The 15,888-nt window shown below is 67.8% G+C and carries 14 protein-coding genes and 1 pseudogene; 12 read left to right on the top strand and 3 right to left on the bottom strand.

All coding sequences use genetic code 11. The features are described 5' to 3' along the window. Position 1: 1 nt before the first annotated feature. The 3 genes from LK540_RS00280 to LK540_RS00290 all read right to left on the bottom strand — a co-directional run bounded on the left by LK540_RS00280 (position 2) and on the right by LK540_RS00290 (position 4,502). Positions 2-1,201, bottom strand: a complete 1,200-nt coding sequence (locus tag LK540_RS00280; protein ID WP_229434890.1) for a substrate-binding domain-containing protein — start codon at positions 1,199-1,201, stop codon at positions 2-4. Positions 1,202-1,235: 34 nt separating this feature from the next. Beyond that, on the bottom strand, positions 1,236-2,120 hold the full coding sequence (locus LK540_RS00285; protein WP_229434892.1) for an alpha/beta hydrolase: 885 nt from the start codon (positions 2,118-2,120) through the stop codon (positions 1,236-1,238). A 93-nt stretch (positions 2,121-2,213) separates the two neighbouring features. Next, positions 2,214-4,502: a TonB-dependent receptor gene (locus tag LK540_RS00290; protein ID WP_229434894.1), complete on the bottom strand. Its 2,289-nt coding sequence runs from the start codon at positions 4,500-4,502 to the stop codon at positions 2,214-2,216. Between the two features lie 293 nt (positions 4,503-4,795). Here LK540_RS00290 and LK540_RS00295 point away from each other — a divergent pair, with 293 nt between their 5' ends. The 12 genes and pseudogenes from LK540_RS00295 (at position 4,796) to LK540_RS00350 (ending at position 15,874) form a co-directional block, all read left to right on the top strand. After that, complete coding sequence (locus tag LK540_RS00295; protein ID WP_229434896.1) at positions 4,796-5,689, top strand: LysR family transcriptional regulator; 894 nt, start codon at positions 4,796-4,798, stop codon at positions 5,687-5,689. 15 nt (positions 5,690-5,704) lie between these two features. Beyond that, entirely contained in the window at positions 5,705-6,631 is a 927-nt protein-coding gene (locus LK540_RS00300; protein WP_229434898.1) for a LysR substrate-binding domain-containing protein, read from the top strand. A gap of 203 nt (positions 6,632-6,834) precedes the next feature. Further along, positions 6,835-8,298 carry an SLC13 family permease gene (locus LK540_RS00305; RefSeq protein WP_229434900.1) on the top strand — a complete coding sequence of 488 codons (1,464 nt, stop codon included), beginning with the start codon at positions 6,835-6,837 and terminating at the stop codon, positions 8,296-8,298. Positions 8,299-8,316: 18 nt separating this feature from the next. Then, a complete protein-coding gene (gene mdcA / locus LK540_RS00310; RefSeq protein WP_229434902.1) occupies positions 8,317-9,984 on the top strand; it encodes a malonate decarboxylase subunit alpha in 1,668 nt (555 codons plus the stop codon). Between the two features lie 20 nt (positions 9,985-10,004). Then, positions 10,005-10,319 (top strand): malonate decarboxylase acyl carrier protein, encoded by a 315-nt coding sequence (gene mdcC, locus LK540_RS00315; protein ID WP_229434903.1) that lies wholly within the window; start codon positions 10,005-10,007, stop codon positions 10,317-10,319. After that, a complete protein-coding gene (locus tag LK540_RS00320) occupies positions 10,316-11,221 on the top strand; it encodes a biotin-independent malonate decarboxylase subunit beta (protein WP_229434905.1) in 906 nt (301 codons plus the stop codon). Before mdcC ends, LK540_RS00320 begins: the two co-directional genes overlap by 4 nt. Further along, positions 11,221-11,949, top strand: a complete 729-nt coding sequence (locus LK540_RS00325) for a biotin-independent malonate decarboxylase subunit gamma (RefSeq protein WP_229434906.1) — start codon at positions 11,221-11,223, stop codon at positions 11,947-11,949. Before LK540_RS00320 ends, LK540_RS00325 begins: the two co-directional genes overlap by 1 nt. Beyond that, complete coding sequence (gene mdcG, locus LK540_RS00330; protein ID WP_229434907.1) at positions 11,933-12,778, top strand: malonate decarboxylase holo-[acyl-carrier-protein] synthase; 846 nt, start codon at positions 11,933-11,935, stop codon at positions 12,776-12,778. The genes LK540_RS00325 and mdcG overlap by 17 nt, the downstream gene beginning before the upstream one ends. 86 nt (positions 12,779-12,864) lie before the next feature. Further along, a pseudogene (gene mdcB, locus LK540_RS00335) lies at positions 12,865-13,725 on the top strand (triphosphoribosyl-dephospho-CoA synthase MdcB); the annotation flags it as partial. Positions 13,726-13,997: 272 nt separating this feature from the next. Beyond that, positions 13,998-14,930 carry an ACP S-malonyltransferase gene (locus LK540_RS00340; protein ID WP_229434909.1) on the top strand — a complete coding sequence of 311 codons (933 nt, stop codon included), beginning with the start codon at positions 13,998-14,000 and terminating at the stop codon, positions 14,928-14,930. A gap of 125 nt (positions 14,931-15,055) precedes the next feature. Next, positions 15,056-15,196 (top strand): hypothetical protein, encoded by a 141-nt coding sequence (locus tag LK540_RS00345; protein ID WP_229434910.1) that lies wholly within the window; start codon positions 15,056-15,058, stop codon positions 15,194-15,196. Positions 15,197-15,277: 81 nt separating this feature from the next. Then, positions 15,278-15,874: a hypothetical protein gene (locus tag LK540_RS00350; RefSeq protein ID WP_229434912.1), complete on the top strand. Its 597-nt coding sequence runs from the start codon at positions 15,278-15,280 to the stop codon at positions 15,872-15,874. Positions 15,875-15,888: the final 14 nt, after the last annotated feature.

Raw genomic sequence — 15,888 nt, forward strand, 5'->3', positions numbered from 1 at the left:
GTCAGCGCTTGTTCTTCACCGGCAGCGGCATGTCGGTGACCGGGATTTCGCGCACCAGTTCCAGCAAGTCCCACTCGTTGGCCTGGTTCTTCTTGATGCGGAAGTGGTACATCGATTGCAGCGCCTGGTGGTCTTCCTTGCGGAAGCTCATCTTGCCTTTCGGGGTGTCGAAGGACATGCCTTCCATCGCCGTCACCAGCTGTTCGCTGTTCCCGCTCGGGACCTTCGACAGGGCGGTGTAGACCGCGCTGGCCGCCGCGAAGCCGCCGGCCGTGAACATGTCGGGCGGGGCCTTGAAACGCTTCTGGTGCTCGGCCACCAGCCAGTCGTTCATCTTGTTCTTCGGGAAGGCGTAGTAGTAATAAATGGTGCCTTCGGTGCCGGCATAGTTCTTCCAGGTCTTCATCACCGGCAGGATGTTCCCGCCCGGCGCCAGGTGGATGCCATAGCGCTCGGGCTTCATGTCGGCCAGCTTGTTCATCGGGTTCGGGCCGGCCCAGACGATCTGCAGCACGCGCGGCTGCGGCTTGTCCTTCAGGGCGTCGAACAGGCGCTGGGTCGAGGCGGTGAAGTCGGTGGTGGTCATCGGCGCGTACTCTTCGTGCACCACTTTGGCCTTGCTGCCGGTAGCGGCCAGCGCTTCCTTGCCGGCCTTGATGGCGTCGCGCCCGAAGGCATAGTCTTGGGTCAGGAAACCGACGCTGCCCTGCTTCAGGGTGCTGGCCGCCGCCATCGCGTCCTGCATCGAGCTGCGCGCGGTGCGGAAGATGTACTTGTTCCACTTGTCGCCGGTAATCGCATCGGCCACGGCCGGCTCGATGATCAGCACCTTCTTGTATTCCTTGGCCACCGGCAGCATCGCCAGCGCCGAGCCCGACGAGGTGGTGCCGACCGCGATGTCGGCCTTGTCGTCGCCATAGGCCTCGGCCAGCAGGGTGCGGCCGAGGTCGGGTTTGCTCTGGTCGTCCTTGACGATGACCTTCAGCTTGCGGCCGTTGATTTCCATCTTGCCGCCGGTGAGGTATTCCAGGCCCATCATAAAGCCGGTCTCGGTTTCCTTGGCATAGGCCTCGAGGGCGCCGGTCTTGCCGGCGATGAGGGCGATCTTCAGGTCGGGGCCGGCGGCCAGCGCGCCGGGAACGGCGCTCACGGCAAAGGCGGCCACGATGGACATTGCGAGGGGTTTGATCAGGTGCTTCATGTTGTCTCCTGTCGATCTGATTTTCATTCTGTATTTATGGAAGCTGCGCCAAAAACCCGCGGATCGCGTCCAGCGCCGCCGGTTCGGTGAGCATCGGCGCATGGCCGACGTCCGGCACTTCAGCGTAGGCCATGGTGGGCGCGGCGCGGCGCATCCACGCCACCTGGTCGGGTTCGACCAGGTCGGACAGGGCGCCGCGCACCAGCAGGGTCGGACGGCGGTGCGCCAGGCGGCGGAAGGCCATGCGCGCCGCCAGCGAGGTCGGCTTGAGTTTACCCGTTTGCAAGGACAGCGCAATACGTGGGTCGTAACGCAGGGCCAGCGCGCCGGAGTCGTTGGCGGCAAAGGCGCGTTGTGCCCACTTGCCCCATTCCGCATCGGAGTTGCCGGGGAAGGCACAGGCGTTGATGTCCTTCAGGTAGCCGGCGGCGTCGTCCCAGGTCGAGAGTACGTTGCAGCGCCCCGCGTAGCCGGCGATGCGCGCCAGGCCTTTGGTGGACAGCACCGGGCCGACGTCGTTCAGCACGGCGCCGGCGATCAGGTCGAGGTGGCGCATGGCGAGCGTCATGGTGATCAGGCCGCCCATCGAGGTGCCGACGAACACGGCGCGCGCAATGCCGAGGTCGTGCATCAGCTTGACGACGTCGCCGGCATATACCACCGGGTTGTAGTTGGCCGGGTCGGGGTCGTAGGCCGAGTGGCCGCGTCCGCGCACGTCGAGCGCGATCACGCGCCGGCCCAGGAGCGCGATTTCCGGGGCCAGTTCGTCGAAGTCGGCCGAATTGCGGGTCAGGCCGTGGATGCAGATCACGGGCAGGCGTGCCGGAGCGGGTTCGGCCCCGGCCTGGGCGGCGTAGTCGCGTGCATACAGCGCCAGCCCGTCGCTGCTGTCAAAACGGAGAGGTGTGAAGTTCGGCACGCTGGCAAATCCTGTTGGTTCTTCGGGTGAGGGAAAAGAAGGCGTGGGCACCCGGGCCGGGCAGCGCCCGGATGCCCACGCAAGCGGAACGGTCTAGAAGCGGTACTCGAGGGTGGCCGAGACCGTGCGCGGGTTGCCGTAGAAGGCCGTCAGCGTGCCTTCGTTGCCGAGGGTCGGGAACAGGTAGCCGGCGGTCTTGTAGCGCTCGTCGTTCAGGTTCTTGCCGTGGATGCCGGCGCGGATCTTGCCGTCGGCGCGGGTCCAGACGATGCTCGCATCCCACAACTTGTACGAGTCCTGGTCGAGCAGGGACACGGTCTCGAACTGGTTGGTAGCGCCCTTGTACGACACGCTGCCAATCAGCGAGACCTTGCCGTTGTGGCCCATGATGGGCAGGGCGATGTCGTAGTTGGCGCGCAGGTTGGCCGAGTTCTTCGGCGTGTTCTGGAACACGCGCTGGTCGGCCACGTTCACGCCGGCGACGATGTATTCCTTGTAGTCGGCGTCGATGTAGCTGTACATGCCGGCAATCGTGAAGTCGCGCGTGATGTTGGCAATCGCTTCCAGCTCGACGCCCTTGATCTTGGCCTTGCCGGCGTTGGTGGTCACGCCGGCGAAGCTGTCGTCGCGGCCGTCGCCGTTGGTGTCGATCGCCACCGAACCCGGGATCTGCACGTCCTTGTAGTTGCTGTAGAACACGGCGGCGTTGGTGGTGATGCGCCCGCCATTGAAGGCCGACTTCAGGCCCAGCTCATAGGTTTCGATGGTTTCAGGCTCGTAGCCGGCGCGGGCCTGGGCTTCGGTCAGGCGGGTGCCGACCATGTTCAGGCGCGGATCGAAGCCGCCGCCCTTGAAGCCTTCGGAATACGAGGCGTAGACGTTGTGGTCGGCGTTGACCTTGTAGCCCAGAGCCACGCGTGGGGTGAATTTCTTGTCTTTGCGCTGCAGCGTACCGTTACGGAAATCGGTGTCGGTGCGGAACAGGATGGCGCCCGGGTTGCCCATCTCCGGCGAGCCGGCCAGGCCCAGGTAGATCTGGCGGTAGATCGAGGCGGTGCGCTCGTCGACCGTGTAGCGTCCGCCCAGCGACAGGCTGAAGGCGTCGGTGAAGTTGTAGCTGCCGTCGAAGTAGGCGGCCCATGCCTTGGTGTCGATGTCGCCGCTGGTGAAGGTCGAGGTTGGCGCGAGTCCGGCCAGCACGGTGTCGAACTTGTTGTAGGCGTTGGCGTCGATGTAGTACAGGCCGGCGACGCCCTGGATGCGCTCGCCGGTATAGGTGAGCTGGAATTCCTGGCTGAACTGCTTGTTGGTGTACAGGGCCGGCACTTCCATGTCGACCACGGGCAGGGCGTCGAAGTCGATCGGCGCGTACGACTTGTCCTTGCGGCTGGCCGTGATCGACTTGGCGCTGAACTGGTCGTTGAAGCGGTATTCCACCAGCGCCGAGACGCCGTGCGACTTGACTTCCTGGTCGTGGCCGAGGGCCTGGGTCAGGTTGGCGCGGGTATCGAATTCGTTCGACAGGATCGGCGCGCCGCTGGTGCGGCCGACCGTCAGGCGGTGACCGTTCTTCGGGTTCGAGTCGTCCTTCGTGCCGTCGCCGGCGATGCGGATGAAGAGTTCGGGCGTGGGCGTGAATTCGGCGGACAGGCGCAGCGCGGTGACGTCCTTGTCGTAGTTCTCGGCGCCGGTGTAAAGGTTGGTGCCGAAGCCGTCGCGCTTGAAGCGCGCCACCGTGCCGCCGATGCGGACGGTGTCGCTGATCGGGGTGCTGGCGGTGGCCACGCCGTCGAGCTGGCCGTAATTGCCGGCGGTGGCGCGCAGGCGCACGTCGGGTTTCGAGCCCAGTTTGCGGGTCACGTACTTGACCGCGCCGCCGATAGTGTTGCGGCCGTACAGCGTGCCTTGCGGGCCGCGCAGCACCTCGATGCGCTCGACGTCGTAGATGTCGGCCACGGCGGCCTGTGGGCGCGCCAGGTAGATGTCGTCGATGTAGATGCCGACGCCGGATTCGAAGCCGGCCAGCGGGTCGGCCTGGCCGACGCCGCGGATAAAGGCGGTGAGGGTGGAGTTGGTGGCGCGCGAGGCCTTCAGCGTGGTGTTCGGCAGCGCCAGGGCCAGGGCGGTCACGTCGGGTACGCCCTGCTTCGACAACTGGTCGGCGGAAAAGGCGGTGACCGAGACCGGCACGTCCTGCAGCGATTCCTCGCGGCGGCGCGCGGTGACGACCACCTTCTGGATGTCCGAGGCGGCTTCGCCGTCAGGTGCGGGTGCGCCCGAGGATTGCTGGGCGTGGGCAACGCCCAGTGCGCCGCTGGACAGGGCCAGCAGGGCGGCGGCGGAACGGTAGAGCAGCTTCTTTTTTCTATTTGTCAGACGCATCGTTGTCTCCTGTTTTTGGAATGGCGGCGCACGCTCGGCTCATTGCTCTTTCACGCACGGCTAGCAGTGTGCCTCGGTCCGGTTTGGCTGAAAAGATAACAATCCGCCCACCCTGTGTGCGAATTTGCACAAGGCCTCGCACCGGTCTGGTGCAGACCCGGCCTGCATGGCAGCGAGGGAAAATGCTGCAAGCGCACAATTTTCGTGCTCTGGCGGCGGATCGAGGGAAGTGATTGCAGGAGGAATGTGCACTGGTGCACAATAGGTCGTCTTGATATGAAATAAATATGCCGATGAACAGCCTGCCTGAGTGGACCGACCTCCGATTCTTCCTCGAGCTGGCGCGCGCCGGCACCTTATCCGGCGCGTCGCGCCGGCTGGACGTCGAGCACACCACGGTGGCGCGCCGCATCGACCGCCTGGAAAAGGAACTCGGCTCGACCCTGTTCGACCGCTCGCGCGAAGGCTACGAACTGACCGAGATGGGCCACGCGCTGCTGCCGCATGCCGAGGCGATGGAGGGCGCGGCGCTGGCCGCGGCCGAGCAGCTGGGCGGGGCCGAAGTGGCGGCGCACGGCGTGGTGCGCCTGGGCGTGCCGGAAGTCTTCGGCGTGAAGGTGGTGGCGCCGCTGCTGGCGGACCTGCTCGATGCCAACCCGGACCTGTCGATCGACCTGCTGGCGCTGCCCAGCTTTGCCAACCTCGCCAACCGCGAGGCCGACCTCGGCGTCATGCTCGACCCACCCACCACCGGGCGCTACATGGTCACGCGCCTGGCCTCGTTCCGCTTCTACCTGTACGCCTCGCCCGGCTACCTGGACCGGCATCCGCCGATCCGCCAGCAGTCCGACCTGGCCCAGCATTACTTCGTCGACTACGTGCAAGACCGCCTGGCCAGCCGCGAGCTGTCCTACATGGGCGAACTCGGTTTCACGCCGCGGCGGCGCCTGTGCTGCTCGGGCATGACGGCGCAGATCGAGGCGGCGTCGCTGGGCATGGGCCTGATGATGGCGCCGCCGTATGCCGTGCCCGACGACGGCAAGCTGGTGCAGGTGCTGCCGGGCTTCCATGCCGAGCGCTCGTTCTGGCTGGCCGCGCCGACCGACCTGTACCGGCTGCGCCGCGTGAAGGTGGTGTGGAACCTGCTGCGCGACTATGCCGACAGCCAGCCTTCGCTGTTCGTGTAGGTTGCGGGAGCGGCCATGCGCAGCCAGATCAGCGACGAGATCACCTTCCGCAAGCTCGAGATCCTGCTCGCCTACATGGAGGGCGGCAACCTGAACGCCGCCGCGGGCAAGCTCGACATCAGCGCCGTCAGCGTGCACCGCGCCCTGCATTCGCTGGAACAGGGCACCGGCTGCCAGCTGTTCGAGCTGAAGGGGCGCAACCTGGCGCCGACCGCGGCGGCCCAGGTGCTGGCCGAGGCCAGCCGCGAGGTCGTGGCCCTGATGGCCGAAGGCATCGCCGCCACCCGCCGCGCCGCCGGCTACTCGGCCGATTCCCTGAAAATCGGTTCGCTGTACTCGCTGACCACCAGCGCCGTGCCCGACGTCATCGTCGGCATCAAGCTACGCAAGCCGGAACTCGCGACCGAACTGGTGCTCGGCTCGAACGCCGACCTGCTGCACAAGCTCAGGCAAAACGCCATCGACGCCGCCCTGATCGCCGTGCCCGCACCCGAGCCGGACATCGAATCGATTCCGCTGTTCGAGGACGACGTGTTCTTTGCCGCGCCGGCGAATTCGCGCTATGCCGGGCTAACCGAGATCGACCTGCGCACCTGCGCGCGCGAGAAATTCGTCAGCCTGAGCGAGGGTTTCGCCACCTACCAGGGCTTCCAGGAAGCCTTCCGCATCGCCGGCTTCGAGCCGATCGTGACGATGCGCGTGGCCGACATCTTTTCGCTGATGAACCTGGTCAGCGCCGGCATCGGCTGCACCCTGCTGCCGGGGCGCATGCGCGGCGTGTTCGGCGACAAGGTGCAATTGATCCCGCTAACGCGCGACTACCCGGTGCGCCAGACCATCGGCCTGTCCTTCCTGCGGGTGCGCGAGCGCGATCCCAACCTGCTGGCGCTGGCAGCCGTCTGTCGCATGCTCAGGCACAAACCCGGCGCATCGGCCGGCTGAACTTCGCCGCCTGACGCCGCTCCAACACTTACGCCGACAGTAAACATCCTGCGCCGGCCGGAATTGATCCCGGCGGTATTCGGCGTTACCGTCACTGCTGACAAAAGAGCATGCCTTTCACAGGGGCTTCCCGTGGGGGCAATGCAATGGAGACGTTGGACCAAAGCGCCGCGCAGTCGGCGCGACACATGAAGGAGATGGCGGTGTCTTCTCATATGCTTTCCATTTATGCGCTGGCGCTCATGTTCGTGATCGCCACCATCCTGCCGATCAACATGGGCGTCATCGCCTTTGTCGGCGCCTTCCTGGTCGGCACCCTGGTGGCCGGCATGGGAACCAAGGCCATCATGGCCGGCTTCCCCACCGAACTCTTCCTCACCCTGGTCGGCATCACCTTCCTGTTCGCCCAGGCCCAGAACAACGGCACCATCGACTGGCTGGTGCGGCTGGCGGTGCGCGCGGTCGGCGGGCGCATCGCCGCCATTCCCTGGGTGATGTTCGCGATCGCGGCGGTGCTGACGGCGGTCGGCGCGGTGAGCCCGGCGGCGGTGGCCATCATCGCCCCGATCGCGCTCGGCTTCGCCGCCAAGTACGGCATCAACCCGCTGATGATGGGCCTGATGGTGATCCACGGCGCCCAGGGCGGCGGCTTTTCGCCGATCAGCATCTACGGCGGCATCACCAACAAGATCGTGCAAAAGGCGGGGCTGCCGATTTCCGAGCTGACCACGGCGTTCGTCAGCCTCGGGGTCAACTTCGGCGTGGCCCTGATCCTGTTCTTCGTGTTCGGCGGCCTGCGCCTGATGCGCCAGGCCCCGGCCGGCAAAGGCGGGGCCGGGCTGGGCATGCCGATTCCCGGCTATGGCACGCCGGTGGCGGTGGCGGCGCAGGGGCCGCAGATCTTCGACGAGGCCGAAGGCGAAGCCCTGACCGAGGAACGCCTGACGCGCAACCGCTCGCCGGAGTCGGTGAACGCGGTCAATCCCGGCGCGGGAGCAGGTGCAGCAGCAGGGGCGGGAGCCGCAGCGTCCGGAGCCGGTGCGGCCACCACCTCGGTCCTCACCGAAGACGTGCCGGTCACGGTGCAGCAGCTGGCCACGGTCGTCGGCCTGGCCGCGCTGGCGGTGCTGACCCTGGCCTACGAACTCGATATCGGCTTCGTGGCCATTACCATCGGCCTGCTGCTGTCGATGATGGCGCCGCAGGTGCAAAAGCGCGCCATCGGCCAGGTGTCGTGGCCGGAAATCATGCTCATCGTCGGCGTCAGCACCTATGTGGGCGTGATGCAGAAGATGGGCACGATCACCTTTGTCGGCGACAGCGTGGCCAGCCTGACCTCGCCGCTGGTGGTGGCGCTGCTGCTGTGCTTTGTGGGCGCCATCGTCTCGGCCTTTGCCTCGTCCACCGCCGTGCTGGGCTCGCTGATTCCGCTGGCCGTGCCCTTCCTGCAGGCCGGCACCGGGGTCGACCCGATCGGCTTCATCGCGGCCATGGCGGTGGCCTCGACCATCGTCGACGTCAGTCCGTTCTCGACCAACGGCGCGCTGGTGCTGGCGAATGCCCAAGGCATCGACCGCGACGTCTTCCTGCGCCAGCTGATGATCTACGGCGGCATCGTGACGCTGGTGGCGCCGCCCGTGGTGTGGTTGCTGTTCGTGGTGCTGTAACGATTCGAAAGGATGAAGATGGCTGACGTGGAAAACCGCTGGAACCGCCTGCAGGCCAATCGCAGCGCCCGATTGGCGCGGGCAGGCGAGGCCCTGGGCGACGGGCTGCAAGGCAAGCTCGTGCCGGCCGAACGCATCGCGGACCTGCTGCACGCGGTGCTGGAACCCGGCGACCGCGTCTGCCTGGAAGGGAACAACCAGAAGCAGGCCGACTTCCTCGGCAAGGCGCTGACGAAGCTCGACCCGGCGCGCATCCACGGCCTGCACATGCTGCTGTCGGTGCTGTCGCTGCCCGAGCACCTCGACGTGTTCGAGAAGGGCATCGCCGCGCGCCTGGACTTTTCCTTTTCCGGGCCGCAGGCGGGGCGCCTGGCCAAGCTCGCCGCATCGGGCAAGCTGAATATCGGCGCAATCCATACTTACCTTGAACTCTTCGGGCGCTACTTCGTCGACCTGACGCCGCGCGTGGCCCTGGTGGCGGCCGAGATGGCCGACCGCGAAGGCAACCTCTACACCGGGCCGAACACCGAGGATACGCCGGCCATCGTCGAAGCCACGGCCTTCAAGAGCGGCATCGTCATCGCCCAGGTCAACCAGGTGGTCGACAAGCTGCCGCGCGTGGACATCCCGGCCGGCTGGGTGGAATTCGTGGTGCAGTCGCCCCAGCCTTACTACATCGAACCGCTGTTCACGCGCGACCCGGCCCAGATTTCCGAAATCCAGGTCTTGATGGCGATGATGGCGATCAAGGGCATCTATGCAGAATACGAGGTCGAGCGCCTGAACCACGGCATCGGCTTCGATACCGCCGCCATCGAACTCATCCTGCCGACCTATGCGGCCAGCCTCGGCCTGAAGGGCAAGATCGCGCGCCACTGGGCGCTGAATCCGCACCCGGCGCTGATTCCGGCGATCGAGGCGGGCTTCGTCGAATCGGTACATTCCTTCGGTTCGGAACTGGGCATGGAAAACTATATCCGCGCGCGGCCCGACATCTTCTTTACCGGGCCGGACGGCTCGATGCGCAGCAACCGCGCCTTCTCGCAGGCGGCCGGGCACTACGCCTGCGACATGTTCATCGGCTCGACGCTGCAGATCGACTTGCAGGGCAATTCCTCGACCGCCACGCTGGGGCGTATCTCGGGCTTCGGCGGCGCGCCGAACATGGGGTCGGATGCGCGCGGGCGGCGCCACACGAGTCCAGCCTGGCTGAAGGCGGGGCGCCAGGCGCGCGAGGGACGCAACCTGGTGCCGCGCGGGCAGAAGCTGGTGGTGCAGATGGTCGAGACCTTCCGTGAGCACATGGCCCCGGCCTTCGTCGAACGGCTGGATGCCTGGCAGTTGGCCGAGCAAGCCAACATGGCGATCCCGCCGGTGATGATCTACGGCGAGGACGTGACCCACATCCTGACCGAGGAAGGCATCGCCAATTTGCTGCTGTGCCGCACCGAGGAAGAGCGCGAGCAGGCGATCCGGGGCGTAGCCGGCTACACGCCGGTGGGCATGGCGCGCGACAAGCGCATGGTGGAAAACCTGCGCGACCGGGGTATCGTCCAGCGGCCCGAAGACCTGGGCATCGACAAGCGCCTGGCCACGCGCGACCTGCTCGCCGAAAAGAACATGAAGGGCCTGGTGCGCGCATCCGGCGGGCTGTACGAGCCGCCGAAGCGCTTCCGGAACTGGTAAGCCGCATTCAAGGAAAACATATGGAGACGTTGCATTTTCGTTTCGACGCCGGCAGCAGGCCGCTGCCCGGCGCTCCCCAGCTGGTGGGCGTAGTCAGCTCGGGCAACCTCGAGGTGCTGATCGAAGCGGCGGCCCTGAACGGCGGCTGCGAGATCGAGGTGCGCACCGCGGCGAATGGCTTCGGCGCCACCTGGGAAGCCGTGATGCGCGACTTCCACGCGCGCTGGCAATTGATGGATACGCGCATCTGCATCAACGACATGGGCGCGACGCCGGCGGTGGTCAGCCTGCGCCTGGACCAGGCCGTGGAATCGGTGACCGGAGGCCCGCCGTGAGCAGCTATCTTGAACTGAGCGCGCGCGGGCGCATCCCGCATATCTTCGACGCCGGATCGTTCGAGGAATTCCTGCCGCCGGCGGCGCGCGTCGTTAGCCCGCACCTGGCCCAGCTCGACGCGCCGGTGTCGTTCGATGACGGCGTGGTGGTCGGGCGCGGCCTGCTCGATGGCCGGGTCGTGTTCGGTGCGGCCCAGGAGGGCGGCTTCATGGGCGGCGCGGTGGGCGAGGTCCACGGGGCCAAGCTGGTCGGCATGCTTGGGCGTGCGGTGAGCGAGGGCGCGCATGCCGTGCTGCTCCTGCTCGAATCGGGCGGGGTGCGCCTGCACGAGGCGAATGCCGGGCTGATTGCGGTGTCCGAAGTCATGCGCGCCATTCTCGACGTGCGCGCGGCCGGCATCCCGGTGATCGTGGCCGTTGGCGGCGCGAATGGCTGCTTCGGCGGCATGGGCATCGCCGCGCGCTGCGCGAACACCGTGATCATGTCGGAAGAGGGGCGGCTCGCGATGTCGGGGCCGGAGGTCATCGAAACCGCGAACGGCGTCGAGGAATTCGATTCGAAGGACCGGGCCCTGGTCTGGCGCACCACCGGGGGCAAGCACCGCTATCTGCTGGGCGACTGCCAGGTGCTGGTGGCGGACGATACCGATGCCTTCCGCGCGGCGGCCATTGCGGCCATCGCGGATGCGCGCGGCGGCGCGGCACTCACGCTGGCGGCGCTGGAGGCCGAGCAAACCATGCTGGAGCGGCGCATCCGCGACTTCGGCGATGCGGCCGACCCGCTGGAGGTCTGGCGCCGGCTCGGCGTACCCGAACCGGCGGCCGTGCCCATGCTCGAAGCCGACGCCTTTCTCGCAATCGCCGCGCGGCATCGCGCCGGCCCCGGCACAGGAGAAAACTGATGGATTGGCAGACCCTCGCAAACAACCTGTTCCCGGGCGGGCACGACATCGTCGAGCGCGACAACTTTTTATCCGGTACCGGCCAGGCCGGTGCGCCGGCAGGTTCGCAAACCGTGGCGGTGATCGGCACCACCGAACACGCGCCGATCGGCATCGAGATCGCCCTGGCCCAGGCCCAGGCCGTGCTGCGCACGGTGCGCGAGCATCCCGGGCGGCCCATCCTGATCCTGGTCGACACCCAGGGCCAGCGCCTGCGCCACCGCGATGAAATGTTGGGCATTAACAGCTACATGGCCCACCTCGGCAAGTGCATCGACTTCGCGCGGCGCCAGCGACACAAGGTGCTGGGGCTGGTGTACGACCAGGCCTTGTCGGGCGGCTTCATCACCAGCGGCCTGATTGCCGACGCCTGCTTCGCGCTGCCGCAGGCGACCATCCGCGTGATGGGCCTGCCGGCCATGGCGCGCATCACCAAGGTGCCGGAAGAGCGCCTGACCGAACTGGCCAGGGAGAATCCCGTGTTCGCACCCGGCGCCGCGAACTACCTGCGCATGGGCGGCTTGCAGGCGCTGTGGGAACACGAACTGGCTGCGGCGCTGGTGGAGGCGTTGGCCAGTGTCGACGCGGTCGACCGGCGCATGCTGCTCGGCCAGGAACGCGGCGGACGGCACATGGCGCAGGCGGTGGCGCAGGCGGTGCGGACGGGTGGCGATGTTCGCCCGGCATGACCTGGCCTGGCTGAATGCGGAGGGCTGGCGCCAGGTGCTGGCTGCTGCCGCAGCGGACCACGTGCAGGCAATCGCGGCATGGCAGCGCGCCGACTGGCCGCTAATCGTGCGCCGGGCGGACGTGGACCAGGCGCCCGGCGAGGTCGCACTCGGACTGGCGCTGCCGCCAAGACCGGAAGATGGGCGCAAGCTGCGCATTCCCTGCCGTGTGCACGCGTCGGGGGTGCGGCGCTGGGCAGCGCCGCTGCCGCTGGCGCAGCTTGTCGCGAACCTTGTCACGCAACCTGTCGGGCAACCTATCGGAAAGCCAGCCGGGCAACCTATCGGAAAGCCAGCCGGGCAACCTATCGCGCAACCTATCGCACAACCTATCGCACAACCTATCGAGCAGCCTGTCGCGCAGCTTGCCGCGCATCTTACTGCGCATTCGGCCAATATTCCGCCGCCCTGGCGCGGCGCTCTGGCCTCGCTGGCGGCGGACGCGGCCGGGCAGGGAATCGCGCTGCACGTCTATGGATCGGCTGCGCTGCAGGTGCTGACCGGCCAGGCCTATTTGCGCGATACATCGGACATCGATCTGCTCGTGCAGCCGCGCGACCGGGCACAGCTCGATGCCGCCCTGGCGCTGCTATGCTCCCACGCAAACGTCTTGCCGCTCGACGGCGAGATCGTCTTTCCCGGCGGTCGCGCGGTGGCATGGAAGGAGTGGGCCGCGGCGCGCCGGGGCGCACCCGGAACCCGCGTGCTGGTGAAGGAAATGGCACGCGTTTCGCTGGTCCAGCCGGACGTCCTGCTGGCGATGCTGAAGGAGGCGACATGCTTGAACTGAGCCTGGACGCACAGATCGACCCAAGGATCGGCCCGGGAAGCGATTCGCAACCTGGCGCGAGAGCGGTCCCGGTTCGCAGCCGCGCCATCGCCCAGGTTCCGGACCGCGCCGCCGCGCGCGCGCTGCCCGGCCAGGCCGCTTTTTGCCAGGCCATCGCCCGCCACGCCGTGCGCAGCCTGTACGCCGAACTGGCGCTTCATCCGAAACCTGGCCTGGTCTCCCTTGTCGACAACGGCAGCCACGACGACATGACGGCCGCCACCTTCATGCGCAGCCTGTTCGCCTTGCGCCACTATTTCGCCCACATCACCCGCGCCGGCATGCAGGATGCGCCGTTCGCAAGCTTGCGGCGCCTCGGCATCGATGCCGAGGCCAGGATGCTGCGCGCCACCGGCGGCATCAACACCCACCGCGGCGCGGTATTCTGCCTGGGCCTGCTGTGCGCCGCCATCGGCAATTGCCGCGCGCGCGGCATCGCACTCACACCCGGGGCCATCCGCGCCACTCTGCTGATGCGCTGGGCCGGCGCCCTGGCGGCCCACCTCGACCCCGGCACATCGGACTCGCACGGGACACAAGCGGCGCGGCGCCATGGCGTCGGCGGCGCGCGCCAGGAAGCGGCGCTAGGCCTGCCTTCGGTATTCGAGCTGGCCCTGCCGGTGCTGCGGTCCACGCTGGCGGCCGGACGCGGCCTGCGGCGCGCGCGCGTGGACGCGCTGTTCGCCCTGATGGCGCACATCAGCGACACCAACCTCTACCACCGCGGCGGTGAAGAGGGCGCCGCCAGCGTGCGCCGTCATGCCCAGGACTTCATGGCGCGTGGCGGCACGGCCAGCGATGACTGGGAAGCGCAGGCACTGGCCTGCCACCGCGCCTTCGTGGCGGCGCGCCTGTCGCCAGGCGGCGCGGCCGACCTGCTGGCCGCCGCCTGCCTGCTGCATGCCGTTTGCCCCGCGCCGGACGCCAGCCCGATGCGCGAACCCGGCAGCTTGGGCGACGCGCAGGTATCGCAGAAAGCTCTCCCCGCGCGCCACGCCTGCCTAGCGCAAGAAGCTGTGCCGAGATGCGATGTCTGCCTGGCGCAAGGAGCTGTGCCGAGATGCGACGCCTGCTTGGTGCAAGAGGCTGTGCCGACGTACGACGCCTGCCTGGCGCAAAAAGCCGTTCCGACACGCGATGCCCGCCTGGCGCACGAAGCCGGCGGCGAGGTCGCCTGAGCATGCGCAACCGGCTCGCCCTGCTGTGTCCCGGCCAGGGAGCACAAGGCCCGGCCATGTTCGACATGGCGCGCAGCGATGCCGCCACCGCCGCACGGCTCGATGGCTGGCTCGCGGGTGCCGGCCTGGATCAGCCGCTTGAGACCATCCTGGCCGACCCCGGCCTGCTGTTCGCCAACCGCATGGCCCAGCCGTTGATCGTGGCCGCCAGCCTGGCTACCTGGACCGCGCTGGGCAGCATCGCCGCGCAGCCGGCCATCGTCGCCGGCTACAGCATCGGCGAATTGACGGCCCATGCCGTGGCCGGGTCGCTGGCGCCGGGCGACGCCGTGCGCCTGGCGCGCCAGCGCGCCGGCCTGATGGACGCCTGCCTGCAGGGAGCGCCGCCCCAGGCGCTGGTGGCGCTCTCGGGCATCGCCGGCAGCAGCGCCGAGGCCATCGCCCGCGCGCATGGCTTTTATCCCGCCATCGACACCGCCGAAGACAGCCTGATCGTCGGCGGCCCGCTGGACGCACGCACGGCGCTGGTGCAGGCCGTCGCCACGGCCGGTGGCCGCGCCAGCGCCTTGCCGGTCGAAGTGGCCTCGCACACGCCCTTCATGGCGGGCGCCGTCGCGCCATTTGCCGGGCTGCTGCGCGCGCAGGGCTGGCGCGCGCCGCAGGCGCCGGTCATCTCGGGCATCGCCGCCGAGCCGCTCCACGCGGCCGACAAGGCCATCGACCATTTGTCGCGCCAGCTTGCCGAACCCATCCGCTGGCGCGAGGGGATGGACGCTTTGGCCGAGGGGGGCGTGACGGTGGCCCTGGAACTCGGCCCCGGCGCCGCGCTGGCGCGCATGCTGGGGGCACGCCACCCAGGCATCGCCTGCCGCTCGGTGGCCGACTTCCGCTCGCTCGACGGCGTGCGCACCTGGCTGGGAAAACATATCGAATAGCCTATTCACCTCACGGATACCTGACATTGCGAATCGGAATTGGATGTTCCGCCGCATCCCCCGTATAACGGTAGGATTGTCATCCAGGCGCCCGCGTTGCGGCTGCGCCGCCAGGGAACCGTGAAATGAAAACGCTGTTGAACACCATCGCCACCCGCCTGCTGGCCCAGGCCCATGCCCGCGCCGAACTCGTCATGCACAAGCAGGCCGCAGCGCGCGCGCCTTATCGCGAACACTACGCCGCGAACGCCGGCGGCTGGAACTGAAACTCGCCTCGGCGGCGAGTGATTGAAGTTGTAATAAATACATAATCATGGCAGGATCGTCTCCACTTCACTGGAGACGCCATGACGCTTGCCCAGCCCGCCGGCAGTACCCCTGATCCCGCCACCACGGCTGTCGCCCAGCGCGACATGCGCACCGGCTACCTGGGCGGCGCCCCCGGCGTGCTGGTTTCCGGTTCGGTCTGGGCCGTGGCCGCCTGCGTCGCCGCCTGGCTCTCGCCGCAGCGCGCCATCTGGGCGCTGTTTGTCGGCGGCATGTTCATCCATCCGATCGCGGTGCTGTGCACGCGCCTACTCGGCGCCCCGGGGCGGCACAGCCCCGGCAATCCGCTCGGCCCGCTGGCAATGGCCACCACGTTCTGGATGATCGCGATGCTGCCGCTTGCCTACGGCATTGCGCTCTGGCGCATCGAGCTGTTCTTTCCCGCGATGCTGCTCGTGATCGGCGGGCGCTATCTCTGTTTTCACACGCTCTACGGCAACCGCCTGTACTGGGTCCTTGGCGCCGTGCTCGGGCTGGCCGCGTATGGCCTGGCGGCCCTGCATGCGCCGCCGGCGCTGGGCGCGGCAGCCGGCGCGCTGATCGAGATCGTGTTCGCCTTCGTGCTGCTGGCCGACGCCTGGCGCGAAGCAGCCGCCCTGCGCACCGCCTCGGCCTAGCGCCGCCTCGGTCT

This window comes from Massilia sp. IC2-278 (assembly GCF_020708045.1).
In the GTDB taxonomy this organism is placed as follows: Bacteria; Pseudomonadota; Gammaproteobacteria; order Burkholderiales; family Burkholderiaceae_D; genus Telluria.

Excerpts from the sequence above, each read along its gene's own strand:
- LK540_RS00280 (WP_229434890.1), bottom strand. The coding sequence starts at position 1,201 with ATGAAGCACCTGATCAAACCCCTCGCAATGTCCATCGTGGCCGCCTTT.
- LK540_RS00290 (WP_229434894.1), bottom strand. The coding sequence starts at position 4,502 with ATGCGTCTGACAAATAGAAAAAAGAAGCTGCTCTACCGTTCCGCCGCC.
- LK540_RS00295 (WP_229434896.1), top strand. The coding sequence starts at position 4,796 with ATGAACAGCCTGCCTGAGTGGACCGACCTCCGATTCTTCCTCGAGCTG.
- LK540_RS00300 (WP_229434898.1), top strand. The coding sequence starts at position 5,705 with ATGCGCAGCCAGATCAGCGACGAGATCACCTTCCGCAAGCTCGAGATC.
- mdcA (WP_229434902.1), top strand. The coding sequence starts at position 8,317 with ATGGCTGACGTGGAAAACCGCTGGAACCGCCTGCAGGCCAATCGCAGC.
- mdcC (WP_229434903.1), top strand. The coding sequence starts at position 10,005 with ATGGAGACGTTGCATTTTCGTTTCGACGCCGGCAGCAGGCCGCTGCCC.
- LK540_RS00325 (WP_229434906.1), top strand. The coding sequence starts at position 11,221 with ATGGATTGGCAGACCCTCGCAAACAACCTGTTCCCGGGCGGGCACGAC.
- mdcG (WP_229434907.1), top strand. The coding sequence starts at position 11,933 with ATGTTCGCCCGGCATGACCTGGCCTGGCTGAATGCGGAGGGCTGGCGC.
- LK540_RS00340 (WP_229434909.1), top strand. The coding sequence starts at position 13,998 with ATGCGCAACCGGCTCGCCCTGCTGTGTCCCGGCCAGGGAGCACAAGGC.
- LK540_RS00345 (WP_229434910.1), top strand. The coding sequence starts at position 15,056 with ATGAAAACGCTGTTGAACACCATCGCCACCCGCCTGCTGGCCCAGGCC.
- LK540_RS00350 (WP_229434912.1), top strand. The coding sequence starts at position 15,278 with ATGACGCTTGCCCAGCCCGCCGGCAGTACCCCTGATCCCGCCACCACG.